General features: G+C 65.5%; 13 protein-coding genes. 11 read left to right on the plus strand and 2 right to left on the minus strand.

Annotated features, from left to right (window positions below):
• Positions 1-8 precede the first annotated feature (8 nt).
• The 3 genes from NUW87_RS01510 to arc are packed head-to-tail and all read left to right on the plus strand — an operon-like array spanning position 9 to position 3,619.
• Complete coding sequence (locus NUW87_RS01510; RefSeq protein ID WP_269026958.1) at positions 9-1,220, plus strand: M18 family aminopeptidase; 1,212 nt, start codon at positions 9-11, stop codon at positions 1,218-1,220.
• 15 nt (positions 1,221-1,235) lie between these two features.
• Entirely contained in the window at positions 1,236-2,069 is an 834-nt protein-coding gene (locus tag NUW87_RS01515; protein ID WP_239218879.1) for a tRNA (adenine-N1)-methyltransferase, read from the plus strand.
• A gap of 29 nt (positions 2,070-2,098) precedes the next feature.
• The gene (arc, locus tag NUW87_RS01520; RefSeq protein ID WP_269026959.1) at positions 2,099-3,619 is read left to right on the plus strand and encodes a proteasome ATPase; all 1,521 of its coding nucleotides are present in this window, start codon (positions 2,099-2,101) and stop codon (positions 3,617-3,619) included.
• Positions 3,620-3,625: 6 nt separating this feature from the next.
• On the opposite strand, the gene pdxR is transcribed toward arc, so the two are convergent.
• A complete protein-coding gene (gene pdxR, locus NUW87_RS01525) occupies positions 3,626-5,005 on the minus strand; it encodes a MocR-like pyridoxine biosynthesis transcription factor PdxR (RefSeq protein WP_269026960.1) in 1,380 nt (459 codons plus the stop codon).
• A gap of 58 nt (positions 5,006-5,063) precedes the next feature.
• Here pdxR and pdxS point away from each other — a divergent pair, with 58 nt between their 5' ends.
• Positions 5,064-5,939, plus strand: a complete 876-nt coding sequence (gene pdxS / locus NUW87_RS01530) for a pyridoxal 5'-phosphate synthase lyase subunit PdxS (RefSeq protein ID WP_269026961.1) — start codon at positions 5,064-5,066, stop codon at positions 5,937-5,939.
• Positions 5,940-6,044: 105 nt separating this feature from the next.
• Here the strand turns inward: pdxS and NUW87_RS01535 are convergent, their stop codons facing one another.
• Positions 6,045-7,529 carry a peptide MFS transporter gene (locus tag NUW87_RS01535; RefSeq protein WP_269026962.1) on the minus strand — a complete coding sequence of 495 codons (1,485 nt, stop codon included), beginning with the start codon at positions 7,527-7,529 and terminating at the stop codon, positions 6,045-6,047.
• A gap of 66 nt (positions 7,530-7,595) precedes the next feature.
• On the opposite strand from NUW87_RS01535, the gene dop reads away from it, so the two are divergent.
• The 7 genes from dop to tatC are packed head-to-tail and all read left to right on the plus strand — an operon-like array spanning position 7,596 to position 13,892.
• Complete coding sequence (dop, locus tag NUW87_RS01540; RefSeq protein WP_269026963.1) at positions 7,596-9,095, plus strand: depupylase/deamidase Dop; 1,500 nt, start codon at positions 7,596-7,598, stop codon at positions 9,093-9,095.
• A 10-nt stretch (positions 9,096-9,105) separates the two neighbouring features.
• Entirely contained in the window at positions 9,106-9,294 is a 189-nt protein-coding gene (locus NUW87_RS01545; protein ID WP_239218891.1) for a ubiquitin-like protein Pup, read from the plus strand.
• A 28-nt stretch (positions 9,295-9,322) separates the two neighbouring features.
• Positions 9,323-10,690 (plus strand): Pup--protein ligase, encoded by a 1,368-nt coding sequence (gene pafA / locus NUW87_RS01550; protein ID WP_269026964.1) that lies wholly within the window; start codon positions 9,323-9,325, stop codon positions 10,688-10,690.
• 6 nt (positions 10,691-10,696) lie between these two features.
• The gene (locus tag NUW87_RS01555; protein ID WP_269026965.1) at positions 10,697-11,647 is read left to right on the plus strand and encodes a helix-turn-helix transcriptional regulator; all 951 of its coding nucleotides are present in this window, start codon (positions 10,697-10,699) and stop codon (positions 11,645-11,647) included.
• Positions 11,647-12,573, plus strand: a complete 927-nt coding sequence (locus NUW87_RS01560; protein ID WP_269026966.1) for a helix-turn-helix transcriptional regulator — start codon at positions 11,647-11,649, stop codon at positions 12,571-12,573. The genes NUW87_RS01555 and NUW87_RS01560 overlap by 1 nt, the downstream gene beginning before the upstream one ends.
• A 35-nt stretch (positions 12,574-12,608) precedes the next feature.
• Positions 12,609-12,872, plus strand: a complete 264-nt coding sequence (gene tatA, locus NUW87_RS01565; protein ID WP_239218899.1) for a Sec-independent protein translocase subunit TatA — start codon at positions 12,609-12,611, stop codon at positions 12,870-12,872.
• A gap of 9 nt (positions 12,873-12,881) precedes the next feature.
• Positions 12,882-13,892 carry a twin-arginine translocase subunit TatC gene (tatC, locus tag NUW87_RS01570; RefSeq protein ID WP_239218901.1) on the plus strand — a complete coding sequence of 337 codons (1,011 nt, stop codon included), beginning with the start codon at positions 12,882-12,884 and terminating at the stop codon, positions 13,890-13,892.
• Positions 13,893-13,897: the final 5 nt, after the last annotated feature.

The following is a 13,897-nucleotide window of genomic DNA, read 5'->3' on the forward strand; positions in this document are numbered from 1 at the left end:
GTGGAGCCATGACACAGCCGTTCATCGATTTCATCGCCCAAAGCCCCTCCGCGTTCCATGCGAGCGCGGCCGTCGCCGAAAGGCTTCAAACCGCGGGGTTTACACGGAGCACTTCGCTTGACGACGGCGCACACGCCCCCGGCGGCCACCTCATCGAGCGCGACGGGGCCGTGGTCGCCTGGTGGGTGCCCGAAACAGCCCGCCCACGGTTTCGGGTGATCGGCTCCCACACAGATTCGCCGGGACTGATGGCCAAGCCGGACCCGGACGTGGTGCGCGAGGGCTTCCGCCAGGCTGCGGTGGAGGTCTACGGCGGGCCGATTCTGGCCAGCTGGTTCGACCGCGACCTGACGTTTGCGGGCCGCGTGGTCACCGCGGACCGCACCGAGCACCTGGTCAACACCGGCCCGGTCGCGCGCGTGCCCAACCTGGCCATCCACCTCTACCGCGGCGACATGCCGGAGATCGACCGCCAGGTGCACACCCAGCCAATCCTGGGCGTGGACCGCCCGCTGCTGGAGCTGGCTGCCGAGTCCGCGGGGCTTAGCGCGGAGGACATCGTGGCGCACGAGCTGATCACTGCGGACGCGCAGCGCGGCGAGGTGTTAGGCGACCTGCTCGCCGCCGGCCGCCTGGACAACCTGACCAGCGTATGGGCCTCCCTTGAAGCGATGCTTGCCGCCAAGGACGACGCCGAGGACATCCTGGTGCTTGCCGCCTTCAACCACGAGGAGGTCGGCTCCGCATCCACCGCCGGCGCCGGCGGCCCGCTGCTGGAGCGCGTGCTGACCAAGGTCGCGGCAGGCTTCGGCGACCCGGCCGAGATCATCGCAAACTCCATCCAGGTCTCCGCCGACGCGGCCCACGCCGTGCACCCCAATTACCCGGGCAAGCACGACCCCACCCACCACCCGCTGGTGAACAAGGGCCCAGTGCTCAAGATCAACGCGAACCAGCGCTACGCCTCCAACGCCGCCACGGAGACGGAGTGGATCCTGGCCTGCCGCGCGGCGGGTGTGCCGCACCAAACGTTCGTGGGTAACAACGCCGTGCCGTGCGGATCCACCATCGGCCCGATTTCGGCGACGCGCTTGGGCCTTCCCACGGTGGACGTCGGCGTGCCGCTGCTTTCCATGCACTCCGCCCGAGAGCTGTGCGGCGTGGACGACATGGACTACTTCGTGCGCGCGCTGACGGCTTTTTATGCGGCGGCGCAGTAAGGCATACTTACCGCCATGTATTCGGGACCGTTCCAGCCAGGCGACAAGGTGCAGCTCACCGACGCGAAGCGCCGCCACTTCACCATCGAGCTCAAAGAGGGCGGGCAATTCCACTCGCACAAGGGCATAGTCAGCCACGACGACATCATCGGCGCCGATGAAGGAACCGTGGTGAAGTCAACACTCGGCTCCGACTACCTGTGCTTCCGCCACCTGCTGGTGGACCACGTGCTGTCCATGCCGCGCGGTGCCGCGGTGATTTACCCGAAAGACGCCGCGCAGATCCTGGTCGAGGGCGACATCTTCATGGGCGCGCGAGTGCTGGAGGCGGGCGCCGGTTCCGGCGCGCTGACCATGTCGCTGCTGCGCGCTGTGGGCCCGGAAGGCCACGTGTACTCCTACGAGATCCGCGACGACCACCTGGCGTTCGCCAAAGACAACGTCGCCGACTACTTCGGAGGCGAACCCGAGTGGTGGACCCCGCGCCTCGGCGATTTCGGCGAGGTCACCCCGGAAAACCTGGACGGCCAGGTCGACCGCGTCATCTTGGACATGGTGGAGCCGTGGCACTTCATCGACACGGTGAAAAACGTGCTCATCCCCGGTGGTGTGTTCATGACGTACGTGGCCACCGTGCCGCAGCTGATGAACATCATGGAGGCCATCCGCGAGGCGAAGTGCTTCACCGAACCGCGCGCGTGGGAGACTCTGCTGCGTGAGTGGAAGGTTGAAGGCCTTGCCACGCGCCCGGAGCACCGCATGAACGCGCACACGGCATTCCTCGTCTGGACGCGCAGGCTCGCCGACGGGGTGACGCCGCCGCGGCCGCAGCGCAAGGCTCGTCGATAAGCAGCCCGCTCCTATGTAGGCTCGAACGCATGCCTGAAATCCACGACGATGCCTTCGGACCGGAGCTGCGCGAGCTCAAGCGCAAAAACCGCGATCTCGGGTCGCGCAACGAGAAGCTCGCTGAGCTGCTGAAAGTCAGCCGCGACAAGCTCAATGACTTGTACGCGAAGGTCGAGGAGCTCAACGAGCCGGCATCGACGTACGGGATCTACCTCGCGCCCGCCCCGCGCAGCGGAGAGGCGGAGGTGCACACCACCGGACGGCGCATGCGGCTGAAGGTCTCGCCGCTGGTGGATCCGTCCAAGCTAGTCCCCGGCACGCTCGTGCGGCTGGGCGAGGGCACGATCGTGGTGGAGACCTGCGGTTTCGACCCCACCGGCCAGCTCGCAACCATGGTCGAGCGGGTCGGCGTGGACCGCGCGATTGTGGCGGACCAGCAGGGCGCCGAATCGATTGTCATGCTCGCCGAGCCGCTGCGCGAATCCGCCCGCGCCGGCGACACGGTGCTGGTCAACGCCTCCGCCGGTTACGCGTTTGAGCGTATCGCGAAGACCGAGGTCAACCAGCTGTCCCTGGACGAGATCCCGGATGTCACCTACGCCGACATCGGTGGTTTGAGCTCCCAGATCGAGACGATCCAGGATTCCGTGGAGCTGCCGTTTTCCCACCCGGAGCTTTACCAGGCCTACGACCTGCGCCCGCCGAAGGGGCTTTTGCTGTACGGCCCGCCCGGCTGCGGCAAGACGCTCATCGCTAAGGCAGTGGCGAATTCGCTGTCGCAGCGCATCGGCGACGGGGGACAGGCGCACTTCATCAACGTCAAGGGCCCGGAGCTTTTGAACAAGTTTGTCGGCGAGACCGAGCGCCGCATCCGCCTCATCTTCGAGCGCGCCCGCGAGCTGGCCGCCGGTGGCAACCCGGTGATCGTCTTCTTCGACGAGATGGAGTCCATCTTCCGCACCCGCGGCTCCGGTGTCTCCTCCGATATGGAGACCACCGTGGTCCCGCAGCTGCTCACGGAAATCGACGGCGTGGAGGACATCGCCAACGTCATCGTCATCGGCGCGACCAACCGCGAGGAACTCATCGACCCGGCCATCCTGCGCCCCGGCCGCCTGGACATCAAAATCCGCGTCTCGCGCCCCAACAAAGACGAAGCCAAGGACATCCTCGCGCGCTACATCACCGAGGAGGTCCCGCTTTCGGCCCCGCGCGAGGTGCTTATCGACGCCACCGCAGACGCCATGTTCGCCCCGCGTCCCTTCGTACGCCTCGAGCTTGTCGACGGCTCCGCCGAAACCCTGCACTACCACCATTTCGTCTCCGGCGCGATGATCGCCAACGTGGTGGACCGCGCCAAGAAGCTGGCCATCAAGGACCACCTTTCGGGCGTGTCCACCGCCGGCCTGACGGAGGCGCACCTCCGCGAGGCCGTCCGCGCCGAGCAGGACGAGAGCGAAGACATGCCGAACACGGCGAACCCCGACGAGTGGGCGCGGATCACCGGCCGCCACGGCAAGCGCGTCGTCGCCGCGGAGGTCATCGGGTAGGCCCGGTTACTGGGCTCGGCCCAGGGTGGCGAGCGTCTGCGCAACTGTGTCGACAGCGACATCGAAATCACCAGCGCTGAGGTGTGCAAAGCTCAGCACCAAACCGTCGCCGCTGTTGGTCCACAAGGTGGATTCGTGCCCGGACGCGATACCGGCCTCAAGCAGACGCGTTTCAAACTCGTCCCTCTCTTCTCGGGTGCCGAAACGAACCGTGAGGTCCGCGCCGTCGCCGGGTGCGAGTCGGGCACCGTCGTATAGCGGAACCAGCCGCTCATGTAGTACTCCCCGTCGCTGCGCTAATCCCCGGTGGACGGCGCGGGATGCGCGGCGGGCCACGCCGTCGTTAAGCAAGTGCGCGATCGCCCGCTGGGTGACGGAGGAAACCGGCATGCCCAAGACGCTGCGGACCTCGCGCAAAGCCTCGGCGGTCGCTGGCGAGACCACGACGTAGCCGGCGGCGAGCTCGCGGGAGAGCAGCGTGGAAAACGTGCCGAGGGTGAGCACGTCCGCGCGGGTTGCCAGCGAGGACAGCGCCGGTTGTGGGGAGATGCGGTAGCGCAGCTCAGTGTTGAAGTCGTCCTCGATCACAACCGTGTTGGTGCGCACGGCCCACTCGAGCAGCTCCACGCGGCGGGCGGCGGGCATTGCGCCGCCGAAGGGGTAGAGATGCGACGGGGTCACCAGTAAGGCGTCGAGGGAGTCTGGGAGTTCGTCGACCACGATGCCGTCGGCGTCGGTTGCGCATTCCACGACCTCGTGGCCGGCGAGCGGGATCACGCGACGCAGTCCCGGGTGCCCGGGGTCTTCCACGCCCACGCGCAGGTTTGGACCAAGCGCAAAGAGAATGCACATGAGTCCCTCACGGGAGCCGCCCGTGACCACGATCTGGTCCGGTGAGACGCGCATACTGCGAGCGAGGCGGAGATGCTCAGCCACTGCATGGCGCAGCTCCGGCTCACCGGACTTGTCCACCGCGTTCCCGGGTTCCGCTGCAGCCACGCGCCACGCCTTACGCCAGGTTGCGGGGCGGATGGTGCCCGCGCTGCCGGGCGAGGGCTTCAAGGAGATGCGTGCCTTCGGGGTTGTGCGGGCAGGCGAGCCGCCGGTGGGTTCGGGCAGGGGCGCGGCGACGGTGAGGTCCGGGTGGATCCGCGTCGGCGCGCCCTGGCTGGTCAGCAGGTAGCCCTCACCTTCGAGCTGGTCGTAGGCGGTGACCACGCTGCCGCGGGATACCCCGAGCTGTTCGGCGAGGGCGCGGGTGGACGGGATGACGTCGTTAGGCGATAGCGCCCCGCTGGCGACAGCGTCGCGGATACCCGCGGCGATCTGTGCCGGGATCGGGGTGGGGTGGTTGCGGGAGACGTGCAGCAGCATCAACTGGTCCAAAGAAACTAAATGGAACTGGCACTTGGAATCTACCAGTTGCACGGGCAGACTAAGCGGTATGTCTCAAGCAGAAGAGTTGAACCAGAAATTCATTGGCGGCGTGATCATGGACGTGGTCACGCCCGAGCAGGCCAGGATCGCCGAGGACGCTGGCGCGTCCGCCGTCATGGCGCTCGAGCGCGTTCCCGCCGATATCCGCGCCCAGGGCGGCGTGGCCCGCATGTCAGACCCGGACCTGATCGAGGGCATCATCGAGGCGGTCGACATCCCCGTCATGGCCAAGGCGCGCATCGGCCACTACATGGAGGCGAAGATCCTCGAGCACCTCGGCGTGGACTACATCGACGAGTCCGAGGTGCTGAGCCCGGCCGACTACGTCAACCACATCGACAAAACGGATTTCTCGGTGCCGTTCGTGTGCGGCGCCACCAACCTGGGCGAGGCGCTGCGCCGCATCAACGAGGGTGCGCAGATGATCCGCTCCAAGGGTGAGGCCGGCACCGGAGACGTTTCGGAAGCCACCAAACACATCCGCACCATCAAGGGTGAAATTGCGTCACTGCAGGCGATCTGGAACAGCAACCACGACGAGCTCTTCGTCGCGGCGAAGGAGCTGCAGGCGCCGTACCAGCTGGTGGCCTACGTGGCTGTGCACGGCAAGCTCCCGGTGCCGCTGCTGGTTGCCGGCGGCGTTTCCACCCCGGCCGACGCGGCGCTGATGATGCACCTCGGCGCTGACGGCGTGTTCGTCGGCTCCGGCATCTTCAAGTCCGGCAACCCGGAGGCCCGCGCCAAGGCCGTGGTCAAGGCGACCCAGAACTGGAACGACATCGCCGCCGTGACCGAGGCGTCCCGCGGACTGGGCGAGGCGATGGTCGGCATCAACGTCGCCGACCTTCCCGCGCCGCACCGCCTGGCTGAGCGCGGCTGGTAGGGCTTCAAACGCGTAAAGCTCGTTACCTGCACCTCGTTAGTCTCCTCTGAGAGGCGATAAACGATGTGCGAGTAACGAGCTTTAGCTTTGCGACGCAAGCTCCGCCTAGCGCACGTCCCCAAACTTGCGCACGACCCAGCGGCTGATTGCGATCAGGACCAACCCGAGCACGATCGTTGCTGCGGACAGGGTCAAGAAGAAGGTGCGCTCGGCGGTGGCATCGTTCGGGTTGTACAGCGAGCCGAGTACGCCGGAAAGCGCGGTACCCATGGATACGGACATCAGCCACACCGCGAACAGGCGCGACTTGAACGCCACCGGGGCGACCTTGGTGGCCAGCGAGTTACCGACGGGGGAGAGCAGCAGCTCGCCCATGGTGAACAGGAACAGGATCAGCACCAGTACCGCAAGCGGGGTGGAGTTTTCGCCCTTGCCCACGTACGGCAGGAAGATGAACAGCGACAGGCCGATGATGATGTTGGCCACGCCGAACTTCGTGGCAGAAGCCCACTGGCGCTCGCCCAGCTTCGTCCACACGGTGGCGAAGATCGGCGCGAAAATGATGATGAACAGCGGGTTGAAGGACTGCACCTGTGAGGGCTCGAGTTCAGTCCAAAAGAAGGTCAGGTCAGCGCGCTGATCCGTGTACAGCGCCACTACGGTGAACTGCGACTGGAAGATGGCGAAGAACGCGACGGAGCCGGCGAGCAGTGGGATGTAGCCGGTCAGGCGCGACTTCTCGTGGGCAGTGACCTTGTCGGAGGCAAACATCTCCCACAGCAGGATGACCGTCGCGGCAAGGGCGATAGCGAAGACGACCCAGCTCAGCAAGTCCAGCGGCAGGATGCCCGTGGTGAGCAGACCGACCATGATCGCGGCAACTGCCAGCGCGCTGAAACCGACGGGTGCCCACTTCGACCGCGGCAGCGGGTTGGGCACCTCGGAGCCGGCGGCGCCGATGGTGGATTTACGCATGAGTATGTACTGCATCAGGCCGATGGCCATACCGATGGCGGCCAGACCGAAGCCCCAGTGGAAGCCTGACTTGCCCCACACCCAGCCCGTGATCGCGGGGCCGAGCAGGCCGCCGATGTTGACGGACATGTAGAAGATGGAAAAGCCTGCGTCGCGGCGCGGGTCCTCGCGCGTGTAAAGGTCGCCGAGCACCACCTGGGTCGCCGTCTTCACGCCGCCGGACCCGATGCCGACGCACACCAGGCCGATGGCGAGTCCAGTGGCGCCCGGAACGAGGGCGAGCACGACGTGGCCGACCATGACCAGGATCGCCGAGTAGAACAGGGTGCGTTCGGCGCCGAGGATGCGGTCGCCCACGAAGGAGGCGAGCAGCGCCATCATATAAACGAAGCCGCCGTAAGCGCCTACCAGGCTCAGCGCGGTGGGCTCGTCGATGCCGAGACCACCCTCCGTTGCCGAGTAGTACATGTAGTACGCCAGTAGCGCCTGCATGCCGTAGAAACTGAAGCGCTCCCACAGCTCAATGCCGAAGAGGTTGGCCAGCCCCCAGGGCTGGCCGAAGAATTTGCGCTCGGTCTGCGGCGCGGCCGCACCGGGCTGTGTTACGGAAGTCATACTCAAATAAAATACGTCTGATCGTATTATCTTCCAAACGCGGGCACGCCTGTAGGCTCGTCACCTATGACGCGCTACATGGGAACCGAGACGGAGTACGGCATCACCTGCCCGGACAACCCGCAGATCAGCCCGCTGGTCACTTCCACGCACGCGGTGGTTGCCTACGCGGCGCTGCGCACCCAGGCCCGCACCCGCTGGGACTACGCGGAAGAAGCCCCGCTGAAAGACGCCCGCGGCTTCAACCTGCAGCGCTACCGCAGCGTGCCGGTTGTGGACGCAAACGCGATCGGGGTGGCCAACGTGGTCACCACCAACGGCGCGCGCTATTACGTCGACCACGGCCACCCGGAATACTCCAGCCCGGAATGCTCGAACGCCTTCGACGCCATGGTCTTTGATGCCGCCGGCGACATCGTCCTCAACGACGCCGCCGCCTGCATCCGCGAGCTGTGGGAACAGAAGGTCTCCGTGCTGGCCAAGCACGAGCCGTGCCCGCCGCTGAAATTCTACAAAAATAACGTCGACGGCAAGGGCCGCTCCTACGGCAGCCACGAGAACTACCTGTACTCGCGCCACACCAACTTCGAGAACCTCACCCAGGCGCTGATCCCGTTCTTCGTCACCCGCCAGGTCATCATCGGCGCGGGCCGGGTGGGCATCGGCCAGGAGTCGCAGGAGCCAGGCTTCCAAATCTCGCAGCGCGCGGACTACTTCGAGCAGGAGATTTCGCTGGAAACCACGCTCAACCGCGGCATTGTCAATACGCGCGACGAGCCGCACGCACCCGAGGAGGAGTTCCGCCGCCTGCACGTCATCGTGGGCGATGCGAACATGAGCCAGTTCTCCAACTTCCTCAAACTCGGCATGACCTCGCTTGTGCTCGATGCGATTGAGGCCGGCGTGGATTTCTCGCACCTTCGCCTGAGAAACCCGGTCGAAGACATCAAGGCAGTCAGCCACGACCCCACGCTGCAATACGAGCTTGAGCTTCTCGACGGCCAAAGGATGTCCGCGATCTCCATCCTCCGTGAATACAGGGCTGGGTGCGAGGGGCGCAGCGACGTCGATAAGCAAGTGCTCAAGATGTGGGGCGAGGTCCTCGACGATCTCGAGCGCGACCCGCTCTCCACCGCCGACCGGCTGGATTGGACCGCGAAGTGGGCGCTGGTGCGCAGGTTTGAACAGCGCGGAGCAACCCAGGCGAAGCTGCAGGCGATTGACCTGCAGTACGCGGACATCGACCCAAAGACGTCCCTGTACCACGCGCTGGTGCGCAAGGGAGCGATGCGCACGATGGTCAGCGCCGAAGAGATCGCGCGTGCCGCGGCGCACCCACCGGAGGACACCCGCGCCTACTTCCGGGGGCGCGCCGGCGAAAAGTTCGCAGAAGACTTAACGGCCTCGAACTGGCAGTCCATGCTCTTTACCGTGGACGGGCAGCTCTACCGGGTACCGCTGGACCTGCTGGGCAGCCACACGAAAGCGGACGTGGGGGAGTTAATCGAAAACTCTGCGACAACACGCGAGCTGCTTTCCGGCCTGGGGCTGGCCCCAGAGCGCTAAGGTTGCATCTATGGCTACGCAACAGACACAAGCTTCCGGCGGCGGGGACAACCACGGCGAGGACGTCTCAGCAGAATCGGCCGGCCAGGCCCAGATCAACACCTCCGGCACCGACGACCTGCTCGACGAGATTGACGCGCTGTTGGACAACAACGCGGAGGAGTTTGTGAAGTCGTTTGTGCAGAAGGGCGGGCAGTAAGCTGACAACCAGCTACCCGCGCCGAGTGATGGGCGTAGAAACGGAGTTCGGCGTGGCCGCCTACGACGGCTCACGCCAGGTGCTCACGCCCGAGGAGGTCGCTCGCTACCTGTTTCGCCCGGTGGTCGCGCAGCACCGCAGCTCCAACGTATTCACAGCCAACGCTTCACGTCTGTATCTGGATGTGGGCTCGCACCCTGAGTACGCAACCGCGGAGTGCGACTCGCTGAGCCAACTGCTCGCCTACGACAAGGCGGGGGAGCGGATCTTCCACCAGTTGTCGCAGCAGTGCGACGAGGCGCTGCTAAACGACGGCTTCGCGGGCTCGACCTACCTGTTCAAAAACAACGTGGATTCGCGCGGCAACTCCTACGGCGCGCACGAAAACTACCTGATCAGCCGCGAGCTCGCGCTGAAGTCCTTCGGCCAACAGTTGCTGCCGTTTCTGATCACGCGCCAGCTGATCTGTGGCGCGGGCAAGATCGCGGGAGACAAGTTCGTCATCTCCCAGCGCGCAGACCAGGTGTGGGAGGGCGTTTCGTCCGCCACCACGCGCACCAGGCCGATCATCAACACCCGCGACGAACCCCACGGAGATTCTCACCGCTTCCGCCGCATGCACGTGATCGTGGGCGATTCCAACATGTCCGAGCCCACCTTCGCGCTGAAGGTCGGCTCGATGCTGCTGGTCATAGAGATGCTGGAGGCCGGCTTCGACCTGCCGGACATGGAACTGGCGGATCCGATCGCGCACATCCGCGACATCGCCGCCGACCCCACAGGTGCTACCGAACTCAACCTTGCAGCGGGCGGCACCGTCACCGCGCTCGAGGTACAGCAGCGCACCCTCGACGCGGCGAAGCGTTGGCTCAAGCAGCGCCCGGACGAGGGCACGCCGAATGAGGAGATGGCGCGGGTGGTGGACCTGTGGGCCCGCGTGCTCGGCGCCATTGCCACGCAGGACTTCTCCGGCGTAGACACGGAGATCGATTGGGTGATCAAGCGCAAACTGCTCACCCAGTTCAAAGACCGGCTCGGCTGCGGCTGGGACCACCCGAAGCTCGCCCAGATCGACCTGACGTACCACGACATCAACCCCGAGCGCGGGCTGTTCTACGTGCTGGAACGCAAGGGGCTCGCGGCGCGGTGGATCGACAACGCCGCCATCGAGCACGCGGTGGACAACCCGCCCGCGACCACGCGAGCAGCTGTCCGCGGCGAGTTTCTCACCGCCGTGCGCGAGCGGGGCCTTGCGCATAATGTCGACTGGGTGCACTTGAAGGTCAACCGCCCGGAACCCCGCACGGTGGAGCTGCAGGACCCGTTCGCCACTGCGGACGACGCCGCAGCCGACCTGATCAGCTGGGTGCGGGCGCAAGAAACAGCAGAAGGATAGGTCGCGGTGGCCAACGACAATGACATGGTCGTGCGCCAAGTCGGGCTCACGTTTGCGTTGCTGGCCTCGCCCGCAAAACGCGACGTCGCCTGGGTGCAGGCGAATGTGGACGGCTACGGTGGCCGCACCCGCGACGCCGCCACCCACTTAATCGAGCGCGACGTGCGCGAGCTGCGCGACCTCGGCGTTCCCGCGCGCTACCAGGACGGCGAAGTCTGGGTGGTCAAAGACCTCTACGAACTGCCCGCCGTGGACCTCACCGCCGAGGAAGCCTCCGTGGTTGGCCTTGCCGCGGATTTGAGCAAGCCGGGCTCGCTCGGCGAGTTCGCCCGCTCCGGCTGGACCAAGCTCGCCGCCTCGGGCGCAACGCGCTCCATGGACGCGCCGGCGCTGATGAGCGTGTCCAACGACATCTTCCAGCTGCGCCCTGACACCCTGCGCGCGATTGTGAAGTGTGTGCAGGCGAAGCAGCGCATCTCCTTCGACTTCGTCCGCGCCCCAGGCAAAGCCCAGGAGCGCCGCGTGGTGGACCCGTGGGGCGTGGTGTCTTTGAACAACCGCGCCTACTTCGTCGGCTACGACATCGAGCGTGAGGACGTGCGCGTGTTCCGCCTGAAAAAGGTTTCGGGGCTGAAGAAGGTGCGCCACATCGACGCGTTCCATGAGCGTGCGGGCGACCTACAGGCGCTGGTGGAGGAGACGCTGCGCGGCGAGCTGATCAGCGCCACCGTCACCGTCACCCGCGGCACCGGCGAGGAACTCGCCCAGCGCGGCTCCCGTGCCTCCAAAGTCGGCGCGGGAGGAGAGACGGACACCATCACGCTGCGCGATGTGGACCGCGACTGGGCTGTGCGCACCATCGCCAGCCTCGCCGGAAACGTGGTCGCGGTGGAGCCGGTGCAGGTCTGTGAGGACGTCGTCAAGCTGCTGCGCACCGCTGTAGAGGGGAGCGACTAATGGCCGTGGACTTCAAGCGCCAGGAGCGCGTGGTTCGCCTGCTGAACCTGCTGGCGTACTCGTCGAACCACCCAGGGCTGACGCCAATGGAGATCGCCCGCGACCTCGGCGCGGACCCGATGCAGGTGCGCGACGATTTCGAGCTGCTGTTTCTGTCCGGCGTGGGCACCGGGCCCGGCGAGATGATCGACCTGGAGTACTCCTGGAAGGGCGTCGACATCATAGACGACCAGGGGATGACCACCCCGCTGCGTCTTTCCCCCGCGGAGGCAAGCGCCCTGCTCATCCTGCTGGATTCCCTGGAAACCATGCCGGGGCTTGTGGACGGCCGTGCGGTGCGCTCCGCCGCGGAGAAGATCCGCGCGGTGACGACCTCCCAGGCGGTCGGCGACGCGGAGCACACCGGTGAAGCGGGCGTGGCCGGCACCGTGGCGGAGGCGCTCGCCGCCAAGCGCAAGTTACGCATTACCTACTACTCTGCATCCTCGGACACCGTCTCCGAGCGCGAGGTGGACCCCGCGAGCCTGTTCCACCAGTCCGGCGCCACTTACCTGCGCGCCACGGACAACGGCGCGACGAAGACGTTCCGCCTGGACAGGATCCAACATGCTGAGCTTCTCGACGTTCCTTCGGAGACCCCCGGCACAGATTTCGACCCGGCGGACCCATTCGGCATGGCCAACCAGCCGCAAGCCAAACTCATGATCCACAAAGACGCCACCTGGCTTGCGGACTACTGGGACATCGAGCTGGAAGATGCGCAAGCGCAAAGCGAATGGCTCCCGGCAACCATGCGCTACGGCAGCGACAGCTGGCTGGTTCGCTTCAGCCTCAGCCAAGCTGACCGGGTTCGCATCGTCGAGCCTGCAGGTCTTGCGGCAGAAGCGATGTCGCGCGCGCAACGTGCACTCGACGCGTTAGACTAATCTGCGCGTTACACCGTCTTCGGAAAGGACAGCCCATGCCAAATATTGGATGGACCGAGCTCATCATCGTCATCTTCCTCGTGCTGCTGTTGTTCGGCGCGAACAAGCTGCCGGACCTGGCGCGTTCCATGGGTCGCTCCGCACGCATCTTCAAGTCCGAGGTCAAGGAGATGCGCAACGAAGACGAGGCGGACACCCCGGCGCAGCAGCGCCAGATCGACGCTGCGCCGGCGCAGGAAACCCGCAGCGCTGCTCAGGAGGCCGACTTCTGGGAGCGTCCGGAGAACAATCCACGCTAGTTCCGCCTGATGGCACGCACGAAAACCCCCAAGAAGCCGAAGCGAGCGAAAAACCCGGCAGGTGAGATGTCGCTGGTGGAGCACCTCCAGGAGCTCCGCCGGCGAGTGATGATCTCACTGGCCGCGATCGTCGTCGGCACTATCATCGGCTTCATCTGGTACCAGTCCGCCCCGCCGCGCATGATGCCACTGGGCGAGATCATCCGCGGCCCCTACTGCAACCTGCCGTCGGAACTCCGGGCGGATTTCACCGGCGACGGCGAATGCCGCCTGCTGGCCACTAACCCGTTTGAGATGTTTATGCTGCGCCTAAAGGTCGGCGCGCTCGCTGGGCTGGTCCTTTCATCGCCGGTCTGGCTCATGCAGATCTGGAACTTCATCACCCCGGGCCTGCACAAAAACGAGCGCCGCTACACGTTCAGCTTTGTCACCATCGCGGTTGTGCTGTTCGTCTCCGGCGCTTTGCTGGCGTACTTCGTGCTGGATAAGGGCCTGTATGTGCTCATGACTATGGGCTCCGAGGTCCAGATTGCGGCGCTTTCAGGAGGGGAGTACTACAACTTCCTCCTCGCGCTCATTGTCATCTTCGGCGTGAGCTTCGAGGTGCCGCTGATCATCATCATGCTCAACATGTTGGGCGTACTCCGATACGAGCACGTCAAGGACAAGCGGCGCCTGATCATCGTGGGCATCTTCATCTTCGCTGCAGTGATGACTCCGGGCCAGGATCCGTTTTCCATGGTGGCGCTGGCTATTTCCATCTGTTTGCTGGTGGAGATGGCCTTCCAGTTCTGTCGCTGGAACGACCGCAAGCAAAAGCGCAAACGCCCCGACTGGATGGATCTGGACGACGAGGAAGCCTCCGGCCCGATTGAGGCACCGACATCCGTCGGCCCCGCAAGCAGCATTGGGGCGGAGACGATTGAGCGCCCGACACCGGTGCAGCGCACGCCGGAGCGCCAGCACAACTCTTCGCCGCGGGGCTACGCAGGCGGAGCAGATTTTAGGGACGTACTGTAGGGGGC

The sequence above is a fragment of the Corynebacterium pilbarense genome, assembly GCF_026930265.1.
Taxonomy (GTDB): Bacteria; Actinomycetota; Actinomycetes; order Mycobacteriales; family Mycobacteriaceae; genus Corynebacterium; species Corynebacterium pilbarense.